The sequence below is a fragment of the Saccharopolyspora sp. NPDC047091 genome (assembly GCF_040643635.1).
Lineage (GTDB): Bacteria > Actinomycetota > Actinomycetes > Mycobacteriales > Pseudonocardiaceae > Saccharopolyspora_C.
In genome coordinates this window covers 22,745-43,885 of sequence record NZ_JBEYUS010000055.1, presented here as the reverse complement: position 1 = coordinate 43,885, position 21,141 = coordinate 22,745, and the positions used below count along the sequence as shown (strand labels likewise).

The window sequence follows — 21,141 nt, the reverse complement described above, 5'->3', positions numbered from 1 at the left end:
CCGGTGGTGCTCGGTTTCGTGCTGCGCCGGTTCGCCGGGCCGGTGGTGGCGAAGGCGTTGCCGGTGCTGCCGCTGGTCTCGGTGATCGGGATCACCGGTGTGGTGGTCGCGGTGGTGTCGGGCAGTGCGGACAAGTTGCTCAGCGTGGGGCCGGTCGTGGTGCTCGCGGTCGTGCTGCACAACGTGCTCGGCGTCGGGCTGGGGTACGTGGCCGCCCGGGTGGCGGGGATCGACGAGGCGGGGCGGCGGGCGATCGCGCTGGAGGTGGGGATGCAGAACTCCGGTCTGGCGGCGAGCCTGGCGTCGACCTACTTCTCGCCGGTCGCGGCGCTGCCCGGGGCGATCTTCTCGGTGTGGCACAACATCTCCGGTTCACTGGTCGCCACCTTCTGGGCCCGGCGGCCCGTCGCGGTCGCCGGGGACGAGCAGAGCCGGATCGCGAGCGACGAGCGGTGACGCCGCCGGCTCAGGGCACCGGCCGGGCACCGCGCCGGAGGCCCTGAGCCGCGGCGCGCACCAGGGCCGAGGCCTGGTCGGCGTCGAGGCGGGGATCGCACAGCGGCTGAGCACCGCCCACTTCGGACGTGTCCTCGTCCACGCACTCCCGGACGTCGTCGGGCGTGCACTCCAGGTGCAGCCCACCCGGGTGCGCCCCCGCCTCGGCGAGCACGTCGAACCAGCCGTCGAGCTCGGCCAGCAGATCGGTGACCCGGCGGGTCTTGATCCCCGAGGGGAGCCGGATCGTGTTGCCGTGCATGGGATCGCACATCCAGACCACCGGATGTCCGGCCGCGGACACGGCCGCGACGAGCTCGGGCAGGACGCGGCGGACGGCGTTCGCGCCGAACCGGGTGATCAGGGTCAGGCGGCCCGGTGCCCGCTCCGGATCGAGCCGGGCGCAGAGGGCCACGAGCTCCGCCGGCGTGACCGCGGGCCCCACCTTGACCCCCAGCGGATTCGCCACCCCGCTCAGCAGCTCGACGTGAGCTCCACCGATGTCGCGGGTCCGCTCGCCGATCCACGGGAAGTGGGTGCTGGACAGGAACCACTGCTCGCTGGCGGGATCGTTGCGCAAGGTCGCCCGGTCGTAGGGGAGCAGCAGGCACTCGCGGCTGACCCACAGCTGCCCGGCCGGGTGCGCGTGCAGGGTGCGGAGCAGGTTGAGCGTGGTCGCCGACCGGTAGTAGCCCTGCAGGAGCCGCGCGGCGTCCGCGCGCCGCGCTGAGGCGGTGGGTGCGGCACCGTTGACCATGTGCCCGCGGAACACCGGGAGCGCCCGGCCGTCCACGAGTTCGGTCGGTGCGCTGCGCGGCTTCGCGTACTGCCCGGCGATGCGTCCGATCGCGACGGCGGGCCGACCGGAGATCTCCGCGAAGCCGCGTGCGAGCCGGGCGATGAGCCGGCCTCGACTCGTGATGTGCTCGGTGGTCGCGTCCTCGAAGGACTCGGCGCAGTCGCCCGCCTGGACGACGAACGCCTCGCCGCGCGCCGCGTCGGCCAGCTCTCGACGCAGGTTCGAGATCTCGCCGGGCTGCACCAGGGCGGGCAGGCTGCGCAGTTCCGCCACGGCCCGTTCCAGCTCGGCGGGATCCCACGCGGGCTGCTGCTGCGCGACGCGCGAACGCCAGGAGTCGGGCGTCCACGGGGTGTGCCGGGCCTCGGCCGTACGACTGTGGATCATGCCGGCCCGACCTGGGCCGCGGCGGTGCGCCTGCCTGCTGCCGAACCGGTTCGGCAGCCGTCGATGAGGTTCGCGATGACGCGGTGCCCCACCTCGCCGTCGAGCGACAGCAGGGATTCGGGGTGGAACTGGACCCCGGCGACCGGGAGTGCGGGGTGCTCGACGGCCATGGCGACGCCGTCGTCGGTCGCGGCGGTGACCCGCAGCGGTGGCGGTACCTCGTGCGAGGCGACGTAGAGCGAGTGGTAGCGCCCGGCGGTGAACCGCGCGGGCAGTCCGCGCAGCAGCGCGCCGCCGCCGCCGACCGCGCGGATCTCCGACGCGCGGCCGTGGACCGGATCGGGGAGCACGCGCAGGTGCCCGCCGAAGTGCTCGACGACGCCCTGCATCCCGAGGCAGACGCCGAACACGCCGGCTCCTGCCGCGAGCGCGGCGTCGATCGTGCCGCTCATGCGGAACGCCGCCGGTCGGTCCGGCCCGGGGGAGAGCACCACGAGATCCGTGCCCTCGTCGAACCCGGTCAGCGAGGACCACCTCCGCGTGACGACCTCGCAGCCGTTCTGCCGCAGGTAGCCCGCGAGCGTGTGCACGAAGGAGTCCTCGTGGTCGACGAGCGCGATGCGCGGACCTCGTGCGGTGACCCTGGTCCCGCCGTGCGGACCGACCGGCCGCTCGGTGCGCGGGGGCGGGGCCGCCCGGCCGCGCAGCGCGTCCAGCACGGCGGAGGCCTTGAGGCGCGTCTCGGCCTCCTCGGCGTCGGGGTCGCTGCCGATGAGCAGCGTCGCTCCCGCGCGCACCTCGGTCGTCGTGTCCGTCAAGCGCGCCGTCCGGAGGGTCAGCGCCGTGTCCATCGCTCCGTCCGCAGTGGCGTAGCCGACCGCGCCGCCGTACCAGCGCCGAGCCGAGGTCTCCCAGCGCTCGATGAACTCGGCGGCGGCCCGCTTCGGCGCACCGCTCACCGTGGCGGCCCACATGTGGCTGAGGAAGGCGTCCCACGCGTCGTAACCGCGTTCGAGATCGCCCTTGACGTGGTCCACGGTGTGGATCAGCCGGGAGTAGAGCTCGATCTGGCGCCGGCCGACGATCCGCACCGAGCCGGGGACCGCGACGCGGCTCTTGTCGTTGCGGTCGACGTCGGTGCACATCGTCAGCTCGGCGGCCTCCTTCTCGGAGCCCAGCAGCGCGGCCACGTTCCGGGACTCCTCGATCGCGGACGCGCCCCGCGCGATGGTGCCGGAGATGGGGCAGGTCTCCACGACGCCGTCGGCGACCCGCACGTACATCTCCGGTGAGGCACCGACGAGCGACTCACCGCGACCCAGGTTGATGAGGAAGCCGTACGGGCTGGGGTTCGCGGCGGTGAGCCGCTCGAAGACCACGCTCGCGGACTCGCCGCCGCGGTCGGCGGACAGGGTCTGGCTCAGCACCGTCTCGAAGGCGTCGCCCGCGTGGAACTTCGACAGCGCCGCGCGCACCCCCGCCCGGTAGTGCCCGGGATCGGCCCGCGCGGGCGGGTCGGGGGCCCGGCGAGCACCGGCGAGGTCGACGGTCGCGACCGTCGCGGAGGTCCCGGTCGGACCGGAGAAGGCGTAGTCGACCTCGACCGCCAGCTCGCGCTCGGGATCCGCCACGATCACCGAGGCGGGCAGGAACGCGACGATGTCCCGGTAGCCCGCCGGGCGCCGGTGCCGCCGGGTGATGGGGTCGAACCCGAGCATCAGGTCGTAGCCGAAAGCCCCGTACCAGCCCAGCACCGGCTCATCGGGATGGGCGAGGGCCCGGGTGAGCGTGCGCAGCACGCCGACCGTCGACGGTTGCCGGGTGCGCTCCTCCTCGGCGAAGCCGGTACCGGCGGGGGCGACGGCGCCGTGCAGTCCGGATCCGTCGGGCAGCACCGCGAGTCCGCGCACCTGCGGGTCCGCCACCAGCGCGGTGGTGGCCAGCTCCAGCAGCGGGCCTGCACCCGGGTCGAGGGCGAGCACGCGGAACGCACGCCCCCGGGCCTCGAAGGCCAGCGCCACCCGCTGCGTGGCGCGGGTCCACGGCGAGTAGCGCCCTGGTTGGGTCACCGACCCGTGGAACAGGGCTCCCGGCGCGGAATCCAACGCGGCGGCGACGCGGCTCAGCGACCTCGACGCGGCGTTCGGCCCGGGCAACGGGCGAGCGCGCCGCTCGACGTCGAGACCACCCGCCGTCCGGTACCGGGTGGCGCTGTGCGCGCCCTCCTCCAGCGCCCGGTCGATCCAAGCGAAGTCCACGCGCATGACCACTCCACAGATCAGAAGGTGAGGAACGTGTCGTCGAGCGGCTCAGGAGGTGGCCGAGCCGCCGGTCATCCGGCGCAGCGGTGCTCCCACCGCCTCGATCGCGTGCGCCCCGGCGGTGGACCGCGCCGTCCGGAAGTGCGGGCGACCGCCCTGGTCCTCGGCCACCCACTCCGCGGCGAACCCGCCGGACCTGATGTCGGCGAGCACGGCCTCCATCGAGGAGCGGACGTGCGCGTCGATCACCCGCGGCCCCCGGCTGTACCCGCCGTACTCCGCGGTGTCGGAGATGTGGTCGGTCATGGCGGCCAGGCCGTGCCGCTGGATCAGGTCGACGGTCAGCTTGAGCTCGTGCAGGCATTCGAAGTACGCCGATTCCGGTTGGTACCCGGCGTCGACCAGCACCTCGAAGGCGGTCTTGATCAGCTCGGTGACCCCGCCGACCAGCACCGCCTGCTCGCCGAACAGGTCGGTCTCGGTCTCCTCGGCGAAGGTCGTCTCCAGCGCTCCGGCCCGGGTCGCGCCCAGCGCGTCGGCGTAGTCCAGGGCGAGGGAGAACCCCGAGCCGGTGGCGTCCTGCGCCACGGCGACCAGCGCCGGGCAGCCGCGGCCGCGCTCGAAGCTCTCCCGCACGTCCCGGCCGGGCGCCTTCGGGGCCACCATCACCACGTCGACCTCGCCCGGTGCGGTGATCAGGCCGTGGTGCACGGCGAATCCGTGGGCGAACACGAGCGCGTCGCCGGGGTCCAGGTTCGGCCGCACCGATTCGGTGAACACCCCGGGCGCCAGGGTGTCCGGCACCAGCACGACGATCACGTCCGCCCACCGGGCCGCCGATGCGGTGTCGGTCACGGTGAAGCCCTCGTCGCGGGCGGTGGCCACCGACGCCGAGTCCGGCCGCAGCCCGACCTGCACCGCGATCCCGGAGTCGCGGAGGTTGTGCGCGTGCGCGCGGCCCTGCGAGCCGTATCCCAGCACCGCGACGCGGCGGTCGGGCAGCAGGGGAACGCGCTCCTCGTCCGCGTAGTGCACGGTCGCCGCGTCGTTCGTCGGCCGGGTCATCGCGCCACCGTCCTCGGGGGTTCGACGTCGTGCGGGGCAGGTGTTCCCGGCGCGCGCGGGTCGCGTCCGGACGGGGGAGGGCGGGCCGGTGGCCCGCGAATTCGGCCATCACGCCGGGACCTCCGGGATCGAGGTCGTCGGGCGGCTGCGGTCGGCGAGGTCCTGCAGGTCGCCGCGCAGCGCGTCGAGGAGGTGGTCGGGGTGCGGGGACAGCGCGCGCAGGACGAGCGCCCGGCGCAGCGGGCCGTGCACCGCGGCCTCGCCGGTCAGCCCGATCGCGCCGTGCAGGTGCACCGCGGAGATCGCGACGTCGGGCGCGGTCGTGGCCGCGAGCCCGCGCGACAGCCGCGCGTCGGTCGCGGTGCCGGTGGCCGCCGCGAGCAGCACCCCGGATCGGGCCAGCTCGACGGCGCAGTACATGTCGGCCAGCCGGTGGGCGACCGACTGGAAGGACGCGATCGGGCGCCCGAACTGGGTGCGCTCCCGGGCGTACGCGGCGGCGAGGCCGAGCGCGCGGTCCGCGACCCCCACCAGGGCGGCGGCCACGGCGATGTCCTCGACGACCGCGAGCCGCTCGGCCACGTCCGCGGGCAGGCGGACCGGCACGGCGGGTGCGTCCGGTTCCGCGGTGCCCCGCCACCGGCGCACCGCGGGATCGGTGAGCTCGGTGCCCTCGGCGGATCCGGTCGGGCGCAGCACCCATTCGGCGCCGGGTTCCCGGCGTTCGAGCAGCACGTCCGGCGGGGAGACCGCGACGACGTCGAACCGCCCGCCGGACCCGGTGACGACGGTGCCGGGCGGGGAGTCCGGGGCGAGCCGCGTCCGGATCCAGCCCGTGACGGCCGCCCCGGCGGGCCATCCCGCCGTCCCCTCGCGTTCCGCGGAGAGGCAGCCGAGCGCGAGTTCGGTCAGCACATCGCGGTCCACATCGGATGCCCCTGGATTGTCCACTTCGGACGATGTCGTAGTGCGTTCCGCCCTCATGCGGGAAGTCCCAGGACGTGGCGGGCGATCGTGGTCCGCTGGATCTCGCTGGTGCCGCCCTCGATGGCGTTGCCGATGCCCCGGTAGAGCTCCAGCAACCACCCGGTGGCCATCCCGCCGGAGGGCGCCAGCGCGTCGAGCCCGCCCAGCAGCACCGCGTGCTCGGCGACCTGCCGGGACAGCTCGCCCCAGAGCAGCTTCTCGGTCGAGGCGACCGGGCCCGGCACCCCGTCGGCCGCCAGGTCGGCCACCTTCCGGTAGGCGAGGCCGCGCAGGGCCTCGGCCCTGGCGTGGAAGTCGGTCAAGGCCATCACCTCGGTCGGTGGCAGGTCCGCGGCCGATCCGCAGGACTCGATGCGTTCGGAGATCAGGCGGGCCAGCGCTCGGCGCAGCGCGCCGACCCGCGTCAGGGTGGAGAGCCCCCTGGCCAGGGACAGGCTCGTCATCAGCACGGACCAGCCGCGGTCGAGCTCCCCGACCAGGGCGTCCGCTCCGACGCGGACGTCGTCGAGCACGATGTCGGATTCCTCGGCGTCGCCGTAGAGCATCGGGACGGGCCGCACGCTCACCCCGGGGCGCGCGAGCGGCACGATGAAGCACGAGAGGGCCTTGTGCCGGGCCTCGGTGCTGCCGGTGCGGGCCAGCACCAGCACCTGGTCGGCGAACCGCGACCAGCTGCTCCAGCGCTTGCGCCCGCGCAGCACGAAACCGTCGCCGTCCGGCGTGGCCCGGGTGGTCACCGCGGCCAGGTCCGAACCGGCTTCCGGTTCGGAGAAGGCCTGGCACCACACGGATCCGCCGTCCAGGATCGCGGGAACGTGCTCGGCCCGCTGCTCCGCGCTGCCCCAGGCCACCAGCGTGGGTGCCACGAGCTCGACCCCGACCCAGTTCGCGATCGGCGGGGCGTCGGCCGCGGTCAGCTCGTCGATCAGGACGGCCCGGTGCAGCGCGTCGAGCCCGTGACCACCGAGTTCGGCGGGCAGGTCGACCCCGATCCACCCACCGCGGTGCAGCGTCCGGTGCCAGGCGTGGCGCCACCAGAACCGGTCCTCGACGCCGTCCGGTTCCGGGGTGCGGGGCAGGTTCTCCGGCAGCCATGCGCGCAGCCGTCCCCGGAACTCCGCGCGGACGGCGTCGTCGATCAGCACCGAGGTGAGTCCCTCGTCGGCGGTGTGGCCCATCGTCGCCGCCCTCACCTCGCGGCCAGTTCCGCGCCGCACGCCCCGCACCACCGGAACGTCGCGGGCAGGTCCGCGGTCCCGCAGGCGGGGCACGATCCCACCGGCGGGCCGTGCGGGAACTCCGGCGACTCGTCCCGGGCCGCGCGCTCCCGCAGCCCCGTGCGGTCCGCGGGGCGCTTGTCGAGGAACGACCCCATGCCCCGGCGGGTCTCGACGGAGCCGCTGTGGATCGCCAGCCATTCGCCCGCGAGCGCCGCGCTCGCGGCCCACGCCGCCTCCTTGGCCTGGTTGACCAGGGCGCGGGTGAACCGGAGCGACTCCGGGAAGGTGTCGGTGAGCCGCCGCGCCGCGGCGTCGACGGCGGCGTCCAGCTCCGCGGCGGGCACGACCTTGTTGATCAATCCCCAGTCCCGCGCCGTCTCGGCCGGGAGGTCTTCGGAGAGCAGGACGACCTCGCGGGCGCGCCGGTCGCCGATCATCAGCGGCAGCCACTGCGTGACGCCGATGCCGGAGACGCTGCCGACGAGGGGGCCCACCTCCCGGATCACGACCTCGTCGCAGGCGATCGCGAGGTCGCAGGCGAGGGCGAGCTCGTTCCCGGCCCCGACCACCAGTCCGTTGAGCCGGGCGATCGTCGGCTTGCTGCAGCGGACGATGGACGTCTGCATGGCGATGAACTCGCGCACCCACGGGACGTAGTCGCGCGGGCGGCGGCACAGCTCCCAGTGCTCGTGCAGGTCGGCACCCGCGCAGAACGCCTTGCTCCCGGCGCCGGTGATCACGATGACCGCCACCGAGTCGTCCCGCTCGGCCACCCGCAGCGCGTCCTGGATCTCCTGGAAGGCGAGGAAGTTGAGGCTGTTGAGGGCTTTCGGGCGGTCGATCGCGATGATCGCCTGCCCCTCGCGCCGGGTGTAGGTGATCGTGCTCGCCTCGGCGGGTCGATCCTGCTGCGGTACGCGCGCCATCTAGCAACCCCTCGGCCAGACCGGACAGTTGTGAGCGTGTGACCAAAAAACATCGAGATCAGTGTTCAATTGTATTCACTATTGGCGCATCGGCAAGCCGTTTGACTGGTCCGGTCGCGTGATCCGGCCGCTCTCCCGGGGCGTCCGTCATCCCGCGCCGGGCCCGTGCGGGGATCCGGTGGGGTTCCACCTGGCGTGGCGGGTGCGGACCGGGCCGTGCCGGACGAGGTCCAGCCGCGGCGGCGGCCCGTCGGTGCGCCCCGTCCGCGGCGGCCGCGAACCCGCCGCGAACGGGTCCGGCCACATCGCGGCGGGACCCGCGTAGTCCTGCTCCGCTGCGGCGTGCAGCGTCCAGTGCGGGTCGTGCAGGTGCGGTCTGCCCAGGGCGCACAGGTCGGCCCGCCCGGCCAGCAGGATCGAGTTGACGTCGTCCCAGCTGGAGATCGCCCCCACCGCGATCACCGCGGGCCCGCCGTGCGGCCGGCCGACGGAGTTGCGGATCCGGTCGGCGAACGGGGTCTGGTAGCTCCGGCCGAACTCGGGGGCCTCCTCGCGCACCACCTGGCCGGTCGACACGTCGATGGCGTCGGCACCGCGCTCGGCGAACGCGCGAGCGATCTCGACCGAGGCGTCCGCGTCGACGCCGCCCGGATACCAGTCCGTCGCCGAGATCCGCACCGACATCGGCCGCTCCGCCGGCCACGCCTCGCGGACGGCGTCGAAGACCTCCAGCGGATAGCGCAACCGCCCGGCCAGGTCGCCGCCGTAGCGGTCGGTGCGCCGGTTCGACAGCGGGGAGACGAACGACGACAGCAGGTAGCCGTGCGCGACGTGCAGCTCCAGCAGGTCGAACCCGCAGCGGGCGGCGGCGCGGGCGGAGGCGGCGAACTCGTCCCGGATGTCGCGCAGCTCGTCCGTCGTCAGCTCGTGCGGCACCGCGTTCGCCGCGGAGTACGGGATCGCCGACGGCCCCACCACCGGCCACCCGCCGGTGTCGAGCGGCTCGTCGATCCCCTCCCACATCAACCGGGTGGAGCCCTTGCGCCCCGAGTGTCCCAATTGGACACCGATCCGGGCTCGGGTCGAGGAGTGGACGAAGTCGACCACCCGGCGCCACGCGGCCTCCTGCTCGGCGTTCCACAGGCCGGTGCACCCCGGCGTGATCCGCCCGGTCGGCGAGACGCACACCATCTCGGTCATCACCAGCCCCGCACCGCCGAGCGCCTTGCCACCCAGGTGCACGAGGTGGAAGTCCGACGGCACCCCGTCGCGCGCCGAGTAGACGTCCATCGCCGAGACGACGACCCGGTTCGGCAGCGCGAGACCACCGATCCGGACCGGAGTGAACATCGGCGGGACGGGATCGGCTCCGGCGCCGCAGAACCAGCGCTCGGCGCTCTCGATGAAGGCCGCGTCCCGCGTGCGCAGGTTGTCGTGGGTGACGCGGCGGCTGCGGGTGAGCAGGTTGAACGCGAACTGCTCCCGTTCCTGGCCGACGTAGCGGTCGATGTCCTCGAACCAGGCCTGGCTCGCCGCCGCCGCGCGCTGGGTGGAGGCGACCACGGGCCGCCGCTCCGCCTCGTACGCGGCGAGCGCGGTCCCGACGTCCGGTTGCTCGTGCAGGCACGCCGCCAGCGCGAGCGCGTCCTCCATCGCCAGCTTCGTGCCCGACCCGATGGAGAAGTGCGCGGTGTGCGCGGCGTCGCCGAGCAGCACCAGGTTGCCCGCGCGCCAGCGATCGGTGCGCAGAGTCCGGAACCGCGACCAGCGCGAGGCGTTCGCCAGCAGCGCTGCGCCGCCGAGCCGGTCCGCGAACAGCTCCCCGACGAGCTCGATCGACGCCAGGTCGCTCTCGCCGGGCTCCGGATCGCGGGCGCAGCGGTCGTGGAAGAGGCGCTGCCAGACCTGTTCCGAGGTCTCCGCCACGATCGTCGAGGCGCGGTCCGAGTAGGGGTAGCCGTGCAGCTGCACGACACCGCAGGGGGTCTCCGCGACGTCGAAGGTGAACGCGGGGAATACCCGGTCGGTGCCGAGCCACATGTACCGGCTGCTCCCGGTGGCGATGCGCGCGCCGAAGTCCCCGGCGCGCGCCGACCGGACCGCCGAGTTCACCCCGTCGGCCGCGACCACCAGGTCGTGCTCGGCCTGCAGCACCGCGACGTCCGGGCACCGGGTGCGGTAGTGCACGGTGATCCCGAGCTCCGCGCAGCGGCGCTGGAGCACCCCCAGCAGCTCCCGGCGGCCGATCGCGGCGAACCCGTGCCCGCCCGACGTGGACACGGTCCCCCGGTGGTGCACGTCGATGTCGTCCCAGCGCGCCATCCGCTCCGACATGGCGGCGAACACGGCCGGATCCGCCTGCTCGATCCCGCCGAGGGTCTCGTCGGAGAGCACGACGCCGAAGCCGAACGTGTCGTCCGCGGCGTTCTGCTCCCACACCGTGATGTCGTGCGGGCCGAGCTGCGCCAGCAGGGCGGCCAGGTAGAGGCCGCCCGGGCCGCCGCCCGCGATCGCGATCCGCATGCCCGCCACCTCAGACCGCCTCGCGGAGCGCGGACCGCTGCAGCTTCCCGGTGCTGCTGCGCGGCAGCGCGTCGACGAAGTGGATGCGGCGGGGGTACTTGTACGGGGCGATCAGGTTCTTCACGAACACCTGCAGCTCGGCTGCGGTGGCCGTGTCCCCCGGCCGGAGCACGACGTGGGCGGTGACGACGTGGCCGCGTTCCGCGTCCGGGGTGCCGACGACCGCGCAGTCGGCGACCGAGGGGTGCTGCTGGAGCGCCTGCTCCACCTCCGGCCCGGCCACGTTGTACCCGGCGGTGATGATCATGTCGTCGGAACGGGCCTGGAACCGGTACCGGCCGTCGGCATCGCGGACGTAGATGTCGCCGGTGCGGTTCCAGCCGTGCACGACGTACTCCCGCTGCCTGCGCCCGCCGAGGTAGCGGCAGCCGGTCGGCCCCCGCACCACGAGATGACCCGGCACGCCGTCGGGCACGCTGCGGCCGAGGTCGTCGACGACGTCGACCCGGTACCCGGGAACCGCCCGGCCGGTGGTCCCGGGCCTGCTGTCCGCGTCGGCGGCCGAGATGAACACGTGCAGCATCTCGGTCGATCCGATCCCGTCGATGAGGCGGATCCCGGTGGCCGCGTGGAAGCCGTGCCACACCGACGCGGGCAGCGGCTCACCCGCCGACACGCAGCGGCGCAGGCTCGCCAGCCGCTCGGGCCGGCCGTCGCCGGCGAGCGCGCGGTAGGCGGTGGGTGCGGTGAACAGCGCCGTGGCGCGGTGCGCGGCCACGTGCTCGGCGAGCTCCTCGGACGTGGCGCGTTCGAGCAGCAGCGCCGCGGCACCGGCCCGGAGCGGGAAGACCAGCAGCCCGCCCAGCCCGAACGTGAAGGCGTACGGCGGCGTCCCGGTCACCAGGTCGTCCGGGCGGAGCGCCACGACGTGGCGGGCGAAGGTGTCTGCGATCGCGAGCAGGTCGCGGTGGAAGTGCATCGTGACCTTCGGCTCGCCGGTCGTGCCGGACGTGCAGGCCAGCAGCGCGACGTCGTCGGCCGAGGTCGGCACGTCGTCGAACGGGCCCTGCCGGGCCGCGCGCACCGCGAGGTCGTCGGGGCCGTCACCGCCGAACGGCACGATCGGCATCCCGGTGATGCCCGCGGACGCCAGCGCGGCCGCGAAGCGGTGGTCGCACAGGGCCACCGCCGGGCAGGTCAGCCCGCCGATGGTGGCGAGTTCGCCGGGCCGGAGCATCGCCGCCGTCGTGACGGCGACCGCGCCCGCTTTGAGCACGCCGAGCCAGGCGGCCGCGAGCCACGGGGTGTTCGGCCCGTGCAGGACCACGCGGTTCCCCGGCACGACGCCGAGCTCCCGGGTCAGCGCGGCGGCCACGCCGGTGGCGCGGTCCCGCAGCTCGCCGTAGGTCCACGAGACGTGGCTCGGCTCCGGGGCGAGCAGGGCCCGGCGGTCCGGCCCGTACCGCGCGATCGTGGCGTCGAGCAGCTCCGAGCCCGCGTTCAGCCGCGCGGGGTAGTGCAGTTCCGGCAGCTCGAACAGCAGCTCCGGCCAGTCCTCCTCGGCGGGCAGCCGGTCCCGGCAGAAGGTGTCGATGTGCGCGGACGGGTTGAGGGACGACGTCGGCACCACGGCCAGGTCCTCCTCGCTCGCAGGTGACTACGGGTTCCGCGGCTCGGCGTCGAGCACGGCGATGCCTTGCAGTTCGACCAGGGCCGCGCGATCCCACAACCGGGTCACCCCGATCGCCGCGGTCGCCGGGTAGTGCGCGCCGACGTGCCGCCGCCAGACCGCTCCCACTTCGCGGCCTGCGGCCCGGTAGGCCTCGACGTCGACCAGGTAGATCGTCAGTTGGGCGAGGTCGTCCGGGGTGCCGCCCGCGGCGCGCAGCGCCGCCACCAGGTTGGCCAGCGCGCGGTCGAACTGGTCGAGGACACCGGAGTCGGCGATGCGCCCCTCGGCGTCGGTCCCGGTCTGCCCGGCCAGCAGCACCATCCGGCCCTCGGCGACGACGGCGTGGCTGAACCCGGAGGGCCGGGCCAGCTCGGGGGGATTCACGCGGTCCATCACGAGTGCACCCCGCCGCCGTCGACGACGATGCCCTGGCCGTTGATCGCACCGCTGGCGACGCAGACGGCCACGACGTCGGCGACCTCCTCGGCGGTGATGAGCCGGCCGATCGGTTGCTTGGCGGCCAGGACCGCCCGGGCCGCCGCGAGGTCGCGGCCGGTGCGGGCGCTGATCGCGGCCACCGTGGCGTCGGTCATGGGCGTGTCCACGTACCCGGGGCACACGGCGTTGACGGTGACGCCCGTCCCGGCCAGCTCCGCCGCCGCGCTGCGCACCAGCCCCAGCACCCCGTGCTTGCTGGCGGAGTAGGCGCTGACGTAGCGCTCGCCGCGCCGGGCGGCCACCGAGGCGATCGACACCACCCGGCCCCACCCCGCGTCGGCCATCGCCGGGGTAGCCCGGCGCAGCAGGCGGAACGGGGCCGTCAGGTTCAGCGCGAGCATCTGCTCCCACTGCTCATCAGTGGTCGACGCCAACGGAGCGGACGTGCCGGCCCCGGCCGCGAGCACCAGGACCTCGACGTGCCCCCACCGGGATTCGACCGCGGTGCACGCGGTTTCCGCGGCATCCGGGGAGGTCAGGTCCAGCGGCAGGGTGAGGGTCGGCCCCGGCAGCTCGGCGGCGACCGCCTCCAGCTCCGAGGCGGTGCGGGCGGCCAAGGCGACCCGGTTCCCCGCGGCACCGAGCCGCCGCGCCACCGCAGCCCCGATCCCGCGCCCCGCCCCCGAGACGAGGCAGGTCCGTGGCTTTAGCCGATTGGTCATGATTTGAAGGTAGAACTGGTCAATAGTTCATGTCTAGTCTCCGATCGGGAACAAGTGATCCATCGACATCGGTCCACCTTCGCCGTCGTCGGCGTTGAAGACGATGCGGCCGCGCTGCTGGTCCGCTTGCTCGTCTCGGACGTAGGTGAGCAAACGGCCGTCTTCGACACCGCCGCGGCCCACGTTCAGCGCCTCGACGGGCGCCCGCTCGGACGGGATGCGCTGCCCCGGAGTCAGATCCCCGGAGAGCAGGTATCCCAGCAGTTCGCCGGCCGGTCACCCGGGGTTCGACTTCGTCCTCATCGACACCGAACACGGCCTCGCCGACAGCTCGGAACTGGAACACCACCTCCGGGCGGCGGACGCAGCCGGCATCGCCGCACTGGTCCGCGTCGGCAGCAACGATCCACTGTGGACTCTACGTGTCCTCGACGCGGGTGCGACCGGAATCGTCGTGCCGCACATCTCGACGGAGGCCGAAGCGCACGCCGCCGCCTCCGCGGCGCACTACCCGCCCCGCGGAACGCGCGGACCGGCGCTGAGCGCCCGGGCCGGACGCTCGGGAACCGTTTCCATGCAACGACATCTGGCCGATGCGGCGCGAGGAACCGTCGTCGTCGCGCAGGCCGAGGACACCGAATCCGTCGACAACATCGGCGCCATCACGGCAACCGGGGATCTCAACGCCGTCTGGATCGGACCCAGCGACCTGCCCATGTCGCTCGGCAGGCCCGGCGAAATGGACCGCCCCGAGGTGGTCGCGGCCATCGACGAGATCGTCGAAGGCGTCCTGTCCTCGCCCGCATGCCGCCTCGCGGTCCTGGTCGACGACGTCGAGGACGCTGATCGGTGGCGCGCCCGCGGAGCCACCATGCTGCTGTTCAACCACACCACGATCCTGCAAGCAGGGCATGCGCCACATCGCGGAAGGATTCCGCCGGCTCCAGGGGTGACACTCCCCATTTCGATTGAGCGGAACCGGGGTGCGGTGTTCACGTCGACCGCCTGTCCGATGTTGCCGCTACCTCGCAGCGGCAACATCGGGACAGGGATGACGGTCGGCGGTGCGAGCCGCTTCGGCCGCGGCCTTGAGCTCTTCCACGCCTCCCTTCGCCGAAGACGTGCCGCAAGAACCACGACGCAAGCTGACGGGCTGAGTAGTTCGTTCAGAACGGCCCGCGCAGGATGGAACCTCGCTGCCTGTCTCTGAACCTGCTCGGCGGGTCGTGTCGGTTTCCTGCGAGCGGCGAAGCCGCTGAGGTTCCGCTACCCGAGCACTACGCGGCAGCAGCAGCGAGACAGGCGGTCAGCGGCTCCGGCGCTGACCCGGCGACGATCGAAAGATCGTGACGATCAGTGGTGTCACCAGGGGATGTGCTCGTCGGCCGATCCCGACATGTCGCCGCGGAACTCCCCGGTAGGGCCGCTGTCGCGGGACAGCGCCAGCCGGACGGGGACTTCGGCGCCCTGCTCAGGAGTGAGCACGCCCCGGCTGAACGGCGATGGCGCGTTCAGATCGGTCGCGACCAGCCCAGGGTTGACCGAGTTCACCCGGATCCCGCTGTCCCGCAACGCGTTCGCGTACACCAGGGTGATCGCGTTCAACGCGGCCTTGGACGAGCTGTAGGTCAGCAGCCCCCGAGTGGAGATCGGGTTCTGCGAGTCGCTGAGCAGCGCCAGCGAACCGAGCGGGCTGGACAGGTTCACCACGCGCCCTGCCGCGGAGCGGCTCAGCAACGGCAGGCACGCCTGGGTCACCGCGACCACGCCGAAGACGTTCACCTCGAAGGTCCGGCGCATCTGCTCGGCCGTGATCCCGGTGACCGGTACGCCCCACTCCGACACGACTCCGGCGTTGTTGACCAGCACGTCGAGCCGCCCGGCCGCCTCGCCGACGTGCTCGGCCGCCGCGTTCACCTGCGCCTGATCGGTCACGTCCAACTGCACGAACCGCACGTCGGAGCCGTCCTCGCGCAGCTCCGCGGCGGCCCGTTCGCCTCGCTCGGCGTCGCGGGCACCGAGGAACACCGTCATGCCCGCCCGCGCCAAGCGGTGCGCGATCTGCCGCCCGATTCCCTTGTTGGCGCCGGTGATGAGCGCGATCTCGCCGTTGTCGACCGCCGATTCCATGGGGAGTCCTTTCAGAATGGCCTGCGTGGCGGGTCAGGGCCGGACCTCGGCGGCTTCCTCGCTGCGGGACGACCTCCCGGAGCACTAGTAGTTGCCGAGCCCGCCGCACACATTCAACGCCTGTGCGGTGACCGCCGCCGCGCGGTCGCTGACCAGGTACTGGACCATGGCCGCGACCTCGTCCGGTTCGACGTACCGGCGCATCGGCACCCTCGTGGTGATGCGCTCGAACGCCTCATCGGTCGACACGCCCCAGATCCCCGCGTAGTGCTCGCGCACCCGTGCGGCCATCGGCGTCTCCACGAAACCGGGGCACACGGCATTCACCGTGACCCCGGTGGCCGCCAGTTCCAAGCCGAGCGCCTTGCTGAACCCGACCACGCCGTGCTTCGAGGCGGAGTACGGCGCCGCGTGCACGACCCCCTGCTTGCCGCCGGTGGAGGCGATGTTGATGACCCGTCCCCACGTCTTGTCGCGCATCCCGCCGGTGGTGAGCACCGCCTTCGTCATCAAGAACACGCTGTGCAGGTTGGTGGCGATCACGTCGAACCACAGTTCGTCGGAGATCTCGGCCGTGGTGCCGCCGCCGCTGCGTCCGGCGTTGTTCACGAGCACGTCGATCTCGCCGAACCGCTCGGTGGCCGCGGTGACGAACCGGTGCACCTGCTCGGGATTCGATACGTCGCACGTGGTGCCGTCGACTTCGAGGCCGGCGTCGCGAAGCTTCTCGACGGTTGCCGCGACCTCGTCGGCGGCGCGGGCGCAGAGGAACACCCGGCACCCATCGGCGGCCAAGTGCTCGGTGATGGCCAGGCCCATCCCGCTGGTCGCGCCCGTGACGATCGCTATCGGACGGCTCGGTGACATCGGCTCCCCCTTCGAGCGGTTTCCGGGATGGTCGCCGGGTCCGCTCGAAGACCGGTCGAACAGTCCTCGATCCAGCGCGGCCCGTCCCGGATTCGAGCCAGGCGCGATCAGCGGACGGCAGTGTCGGCGCGATACCGCGTACCGGAGGAGAAACCATGCCGATCGACCAGCCGACCGCCGAGACCTACGCGGAAGTGCAGCACTTCTACGCCCGCCAGATGCAGTTCATGGATGAGCGCGATTTTGCCGCGTTCGCCGCGACTTTCATCCCCGCCGGGGAGTTCAGCCACACCCCTGGACAGACGGCTCACGGACGGGCGCAGATCGTCGACGAGTTGCAGCGCTTCCACCGCCGCTTCGACGACGATCCGGTGATCCGCAGGCACTGGTTCGACATGATCGTGCTCGACGAGCTCGGCAGGGGAGAGCTCGGCGCCCGGTTCTACGCCTACGTGGTCGACACGCGGCCCGGCGCCACCGCGCCGCGACTCGGCCCGAGCTGCACGGTGTCCGACGTGCTGGTGCGCACCGATGGAGGACTGCTCAACAAGTCGCGTCACGTCCGCCAGGACCGACTGCGCTTCGAGTGAGCCGGTTCGCGTAGCGGGCCGGGTAGCAGGACCTGTGCGGCTTCCCCGCTGTGCCTCCGAGAAGTCGCCGTCCTCGCGAGGAAGCCGCTGCGCACCCGCCGGTGGTCGGCCTGCTCACGCTCGGTCACTGCTCGACGGCATCGCCGACAACGCAATGATCAGGAGAGCAGGGGCTCATCCCGAACCTCAGGGTCGCTCCGCGATGGCCGCCATCGTCGTACGGCTGTTGCGCCGCAGCGCATCCCTGACCCGCCGGCCGGTCTCGGCGGCCGACGAGCCGTCCACGACGGCGGCCGGCCCCAGCACGATCGTGTGCCGCGAGGTCAGCAACGTGCCGGCCGCGACCGGCTCGAAGCTCCACAGCCCGCTGTGGCCGGTCAACATCATCGGCGGGCGGAGCTGCTTGTACGCGATCCACTCGGCCGGTTCGCACACCCGCACCGAGCGCGTCTCGTGCCGCGCACCGTCGCCGGTCTCGGTCGCCATCCGGAGGTCCTGGATGCCGGGCTCGTCCTCACCCAACCGCACGCTGCGGACGTGCGGCAGCAGTTCGGCCCACCGGTCGGCTCGCGCGATGAACTCGTACGCCCGGTCCACCGGCACGGGCAGTTCCACGTCGTCGGTGAACGACAGCACGACGTCGCCCACCGGTAGCCCGAGTTCGGCGACCCGCGCCAGGTCGGACAATTCCCGAGGGCTGTTCCGGCGCAACGCGGCGGTGATCGTCCGCACCGCTTCCGGGGAGTCGTCGACCGCGGTGAAGGTGTGCCGCAACGACACCTCGGTCCGGCCTCCGGGCAGCTCTCGCAGCGACCACTCACCGCTCATCGTGCGCACCGGCGCGCTGCTGCGTTCCTGCGCGAACGCGATCCGCAACTCGTCCGGGTCGAGTTCCCGCCGAGAGGTCCAGCTCGCGACCTTCTCGTTCACCAGCGCCCAGATCTCGAAGCGTTCGGAGCGTTCGGAACGTTCCAGATGCCGCACGTGCACGCTGGGGCCGAAGAGAGCGGGCCACGCGGTGACATCCGCGAGCAGTTCGTAGAGCACCCGCGGCGGCGCGTCGACGATGCGGGTGTGCTCGGTGTCGTGAACGTTCTTGGGGCGCACGCTCGACTCCTCTGCGAGGACGGGAATTCGATGTGCGCCCCAGGTTCGCGGTGCGGTCTAGAAGAACGGTGGGGTCCGGATCGGGCGGCCCGGACCCCACCGGTGTGCCTCGCCGGCCGCGGAGCGCCGCAGCGGGACCCTCAGCAGGTGCGCACCGACATGGAGTGCCGGAACACGTCGGCCGGGTCCCAGCGCGCCTTGATCCGCTGCAACCGCGGGTAATTCCCGCCGAAGTAGAACGAGTGCCAAGGCAGCCCGGTGCGGTTGAACGCCGGGTCGAGCACGTCCGGATCGGGCGCGTTGATGTTGCAGCCCTCGTAGCGTTCGCCCGGTACCGGATACCCGCCGGTCGCGGCGAACGTCCGGTGGTAGAACTCGCGCACCCAGCCCAGGTGCTGGTCGTCCTGCGCCTCGTCGACCCAGAAGCTCTCGAAGATCGCGACCAACGCGGAACGGCGTTGCACCAGGGCGGTGTCACCGGGCGCGGGCTCGTTCATCCGGCCGCCCGCCATCGCCCCGAGCTGCAACATCGAGCTGCCCGGCATCGAGTTGGCGTAGTCCGGGCGCGTCAGCGACTCGTAGATCACGTCGAGCTGCTCGTCGGTGAACGGCTTGCGCAGGAAGGCGTGCTTGGTCGAGCCGCGCAGCGTCGCGTTCGTCATGACGGTCGGGTTGCTGGTGTCGAGGGTTTCGGTGGAGGCCATCCACGGCAGCCGGCGTCGCGGGAACGGGCCCTCGATGCCGGTTCCCGCGGTGACCGCCGAGAGGTACTCGTCCAGCAGCTCGTCCGCGTTCGGGACCGTCGCGTCGACCTGCGTGAGCATGCCGATGGCCCCGCTGGAGACGTGCTGCGCGAACAGCAGACCGCACAACGCCTCGCCGGGATCACCCGGTTCGCTGTGGTCGACGTACCACTGGCACTGGTTGCGCAGCAGGTTCGCGAACCCGGTCCGGTCGAGCTGATCCCACCCGGCGAACACGGTGCTGATCAGCACTTCGCGCGGCGGCCGGGGCAGCTGTTCTCCCGGATCGGAGCCGGTGGCGTCCGGCTTGCGGAACCAGAACTTGGTGATGATGCCGAAGCTCCCGCCGCCGCCACCGGTGCACGCCCACCACAGATCGCCGAGCGCACCGGAGTCCGAGCGCGACGCGACGACCGTGCGCACCGTGCACCCGTCGGTCACGACGACTTCCACCGCTTCGATCTGGTCGCACACGTACCCGTGCTGCCGGGACAGCAACCCGTGCCCGCCGCCGGTGGCGTGCCCGGCGATGCCCACCGTCGGGCACACCCCGCCGGGCAGCGTCACGCCCCAGCCGCGGAACAAGACCTCGTAGATCTCGCCGAGCTGAGCCCCGCTCTGCACGGCGAACGCCCGCCGTCGCGGGTCGTAGCCGATCTCCCGCATCAACGACAGGTCGATGATCAGCTCTGTCTCCGCGTTGTAGACGAAGTCGGCGTAGGAGTGCCCCCCGCTGCGCACTGAAAGGCGCTTGCCGGTGCGCACCGCTTCGCGCACCGCGTCCGCGACCTGCTCGGTGCTGCCGACCAGCCGCACCGAATCCGGCCGTGCGTGCCAGCGCCGGTTGAACCCGACGACGAGTTCCGCGTACCGCGGGTCGTCCGGACCGACCGTCGTCGGGCCGAATCCCGCCCGGTGCGGCGGAGGACCGCCGTCGGCCGAGCGGCGATCGGCTTCTTCCCCCAGGAAGACCATGGTGAACCCCTCCATCTTTCAGGTCCGCGTCGCGGACCACTGGACATGCGCGGCGAAGTGCGCCGCAGGTCATGAGCAACCGAGACCCCGGATTCGGAGCCACCGCCGAAGTGTCCGAAGTGGATGGTCTCGGTTCCGCGGAGCGGCGCGCGTTCCCGCGCCGTTCCGGAGTCCGGTGCGCGGCCGACCGCGGCACCGGACGGTCATCGGGCCGGGCGGAGCCGAACGCGCCGGGCTCGGGTGCCGCACCCGGTCGCGCCGCGGTGAACCGCACTGCGCCGCCGCGGCTCCCGTGCGGTTCTCGAGCGATCTGCGAACGTGCTACCGGACACTGCCCGCGCAGAACAACGGACGAGCGGACCCGCCATGGCGGAACCACGCTCCCCGGTGCCGCGCTCGGCGCTCGGCCGGTCCCCGTTGCAGCGCGCACCCCACCCCGGCCAGGAGGTTGCCCGGATGACCAGACTCGTCGATCTCAGCGTCCGCACGCGGAATTGCCCTAGCGAAGCCACCCCGGTGCGGATCGAACCTCTCGGGCACGCGGACGCGGCCGCGGTGCTCGGACTCGCCGCGAGCGACTTCCCGGACGGGCTCGCGATCTCCAACGAGACCGTCACCTTGACCACGCACACCGGAACGCACATGGACGCCCCGCTGCACTACGGGCCGGTCAGCGGCGGTGCACCGGCGAAGAGCATCGACCAGGTCCCGCTGGAGTGGTGCTTCGGGCCGGGCGTGCGCCTCGACCTGCGGCACGTCCCCCCTGGCGACGGGATCACCGTCGAGCAGGTCCGCGAAGCGCTGTCGGCGTGCGGTCATCGGCTCCGAGCCGGTGACATCGTGTTGCTGTGGACCGGCGCGGACGCCCTGTGGGGCACGCCGGAGTACCTGACCGAGTACCCCGGTCTCACCGGCGCCGCCACCGCTTACCTGGTGGAGCGCGGTGTCCGGGTGATCGGCATCGACGCGTGGGGTGTGGACCGGCCGATGCGCTCGATGATCGCCGATTACCGCCGCACCGGGGACAACGGCTGGCTCTGGCCCGCGCACCTGTACGGCCGCGAGCACGAGTACGCGCAGTTGGAGAAGCTCGCCAACCTGGGCGAGCTGCCCGCCCCGACCGGTTTTTCGGTGGCCTGCTTCCCAGTCGCGATCGCGGGCGCCGGCGCGGGCTGGACGCGGGTCGTCGCCTTGCTCGGGTGAGCGTGCGCGGCGCATCCGTGGCACGCCGGGC

17 protein-coding genes and 1 pseudogene are annotated in these 21,141 nt (G+C 72.8%); 4 read left to right on the top strand and 14 right to left on the bottom strand.

The annotated features are described in order from the left end of the window. Positions 1-456 (top strand): annotated as a pseudogene (locus tag ABZ805_RS21545) (bile acid:sodium symporter family protein); the annotation flags it as partial. A 10-nt stretch (positions 457-466) separates the two neighbouring features. On the opposite strand, the gene ABZ805_RS21540 reads toward ABZ805_RS21545, so the two are convergent. From ABZ805_RS21540 to ABZ805_RS21495, 10 genes are all read right to left on the bottom strand, one after another. Further along, positions 467-1,681 (bottom strand): 3-deoxy-7-phosphoheptulonate synthase, encoded by a 1,215-nt coding sequence (locus ABZ805_RS21540; RefSeq protein ID WP_358443069.1) that lies wholly within the window; start codon positions 1,679-1,681, stop codon positions 467-469. Continuing rightward, the gene (locus ABZ805_RS21535) at positions 1,678-3,945 is read right to left on the bottom strand and encodes an anthranilate synthase component I (RefSeq protein WP_358443066.1); all 2,268 of its coding nucleotides are present in this window, start codon (positions 3,943-3,945) and stop codon (positions 1,678-1,680) included. The genes ABZ805_RS21540 and ABZ805_RS21535 overlap by 4 nt, the downstream gene beginning before the upstream one ends. Positions 3,946-3,990: 45 nt before the next feature. Further along, positions 3,991-5,007, bottom strand: coding sequence for a ketol-acid reductoisomerase (ilvC, locus tag ABZ805_RS21530; protein ID WP_358443063.1), 1,017 nt, complete (start codon positions 5,005-5,007; stop codon positions 3,991-3,993). 108 nt (positions 5,008-5,115) lie between these two features. Next, complete coding sequence (locus ABZ805_RS21525; RefSeq protein WP_358443060.1) at positions 5,116-5,934, bottom strand: acyl-CoA dehydrogenase family protein; 819 nt, start codon at positions 5,932-5,934, stop codon at positions 5,116-5,118. A gap of 53 nt (positions 5,935-5,987) precedes the next feature. Further along, positions 5,988-7,172 (bottom strand): acyl-CoA dehydrogenase family protein, encoded by a 1,185-nt coding sequence (locus ABZ805_RS21520; protein WP_358443057.1) that lies wholly within the window; start codon positions 7,170-7,172, stop codon positions 5,988-5,990. 11 nt (positions 7,173-7,183) lie between these two features. Beyond that, a complete protein-coding gene (locus ABZ805_RS21515; RefSeq protein ID WP_358443054.1) occupies positions 7,184-8,140 on the bottom strand; it encodes an enoyl-CoA hydratase/isomerase family protein in 957 nt (318 codons plus the stop codon). A 147-nt stretch (positions 8,141-8,287) separates the two neighbouring features. Continuing rightward, positions 8,288-10,663: a bifunctional salicylyl-CoA 5-hydroxylase/oxidoreductase gene (locus ABZ805_RS21510; protein ID WP_358443052.1), complete on the bottom strand. Its 2,376-nt coding sequence runs from the start codon at positions 10,661-10,663 to the stop codon at positions 8,288-8,290. 10 nt (positions 10,664-10,673) lie between these two features. Continuing rightward, positions 10,674-12,293: an AMP-binding protein gene (locus tag ABZ805_RS21505; RefSeq protein ID WP_358443050.1), complete on the bottom strand. Its 1,620-nt coding sequence runs from the start codon at positions 12,291-12,293 to the stop codon at positions 10,674-10,676. A 27-nt stretch (positions 12,294-12,320) separates the two neighbouring features. Continuing rightward, on the bottom strand, positions 12,321-12,728 hold the full coding sequence (locus ABZ805_RS21500; protein WP_358443048.1) for a RidA family protein: 408 nt from the start codon (positions 12,726-12,728) through the stop codon (positions 12,321-12,323). Next, positions 12,728-13,495, bottom strand: a complete 768-nt coding sequence (locus tag ABZ805_RS21495; RefSeq protein WP_358443045.1) for an SDR family NAD(P)-dependent oxidoreductase — start codon at positions 13,493-13,495, stop codon at positions 12,728-12,730. The genes ABZ805_RS21500 and ABZ805_RS21495 overlap by 1 nt, the downstream gene beginning before the upstream one ends. Before the next feature lie 145 nt (positions 13,496-13,640). Here ABZ805_RS21495 and ABZ805_RS21490 point away from each other — a divergent pair, with 145 nt between their 5' ends. Continuing rightward, complete coding sequence (locus ABZ805_RS21490; RefSeq protein WP_358443042.1) at positions 13,641-14,705, top strand: aldolase/citrate lyase family protein; 1,065 nt, start codon at positions 13,641-13,643, stop codon at positions 14,703-14,705. Between the two features lie 152 nt (positions 14,706-14,857). On the opposite strand, the gene ABZ805_RS21485 is transcribed toward ABZ805_RS21490, so the two are convergent. Then, positions 14,858-15,625: an SDR family oxidoreductase gene (locus ABZ805_RS21485; protein ID WP_358443039.1), complete on the bottom strand. Its 768-nt coding sequence runs from the start codon at positions 15,623-15,625 to the stop codon at positions 14,858-14,860. 84 nt (positions 15,626-15,709) lie between these two features. Beyond that, on the bottom strand, positions 15,710-16,492 hold the full coding sequence (fabG, locus tag ABZ805_RS21480) for a 3-oxoacyl-ACP reductase FabG (RefSeq protein WP_358443037.1): 783 nt from the start codon (positions 16,490-16,492) through the stop codon (positions 15,710-15,712). A gap of 155 nt (positions 16,493-16,647) precedes the next feature. Between fabG and ABZ805_RS21475 the strand changes: the two genes are divergently transcribed. Next, entirely contained in the window at positions 16,648-17,082 is a 435-nt protein-coding gene (locus tag ABZ805_RS21475) for a nuclear transport factor 2 family protein (protein WP_358443034.1), read from the top strand. A gap of 186 nt (positions 17,083-17,268) precedes the next feature. Here ABZ805_RS21475 and ABZ805_RS21470 read toward each other — a convergent pair whose 3' ends face one another. Continuing rightward, positions 17,269-18,189 (bottom strand): aromatase/cyclase, encoded by a 921-nt coding sequence (locus ABZ805_RS21470; RefSeq protein WP_358443031.1) that lies wholly within the window; start codon positions 18,187-18,189, stop codon positions 17,269-17,271. A 140-nt stretch (positions 18,190-18,329) separates the two neighbouring features. After that, positions 18,330-19,922, bottom strand: a complete 1,593-nt coding sequence (locus tag ABZ805_RS21465; RefSeq protein WP_358443028.1) for an FAD-binding protein — start codon at positions 19,920-19,922, stop codon at positions 18,330-18,332. 501 nt (positions 19,923-20,423) lie between these two features. Here ABZ805_RS21465 and ABZ805_RS21460 point away from each other — a divergent pair. Next, entirely contained in the window at positions 20,424-21,110 is a 687-nt protein-coding gene (locus tag ABZ805_RS21460; RefSeq protein ID WP_358443025.1) for a cyclase family protein, read from the top strand. Positions 21,111-21,141: the final 31 nt, after the last annotated feature.

Coding starts and splice junctions, on each gene's coding strand:
- ABZ805_RS21520 (WP_358443057.1), bottom strand. CDS start 7,172: ATGGGCCACACCGCCGACGAGGGACTCACCTCGGTGCTGATCGACGAC.
- ABZ805_RS21540 (WP_358443069.1), bottom strand. CDS start 1,681: ATGATCCACAGTCGTACGGCCGAGGCCCGGCACACCCCGTGGACGCCC.
- ABZ805_RS21475 (WP_358443034.1), top strand. CDS start 16,648: ATGCCGATCGACCAGCCGACCGCCGAGACCTACGCGGAAGTGCAGCAC.
- ABZ805_RS21465 (WP_358443028.1), bottom strand. CDS start 19,922: ATGGAGGGGTTCACCATGGTCTTCCTGGGGGAAGAAGCCGATCGCCGC.
- ABZ805_RS21485 (WP_358443039.1), bottom strand. CDS start 15,625: ATGGAATCGGCGGTCGACAACGGCGAGATCGCGCTCATCACCGGCGCC.
- ABZ805_RS21515 (WP_358443054.1), bottom strand. CDS start 8,140: ATGGCGCGCGTACCGCAGCAGGATCGACCCGCCGAGGCGAGCACGATC.
- ABZ805_RS21535 (WP_358443066.1), bottom strand. CDS start 3,945: ATGCGCGTGGACTTCGCTTGGATCGACCGGGCGCTGGAGGAGGGCGCG.
- ABZ805_RS21495 (WP_358443045.1), bottom strand. CDS start 13,495: ATGACCAATCGGCTAAAGCCACGGACCTGCCTCGTCTCGGGGGCGGGG.
- ilvC (WP_358443063.1), bottom strand. CDS start 5,007: ATGACCCGGCCGACGAACGACGCGGCGACCGTGCACTACGCGGACGAG.
- ABZ805_RS21500 (WP_358443048.1), bottom strand. CDS start 12,728: ATGGACCGCGTGAATCCCCCCGAGCTGGCCCGGCCCTCCGGGTTCAGC.
- ABZ805_RS21510 (WP_358443052.1), bottom strand. CDS start 10,663: ATGCGGATCGCGATCGCGGGCGGCGGCCCGGGCGGCCTCTACCTGGCC.
- fabG (WP_358443037.1), bottom strand. CDS start 16,492: ATGTCACCGAGCCGTCCGATAGCGATCGTCACGGGCGCGACCAGCGGG.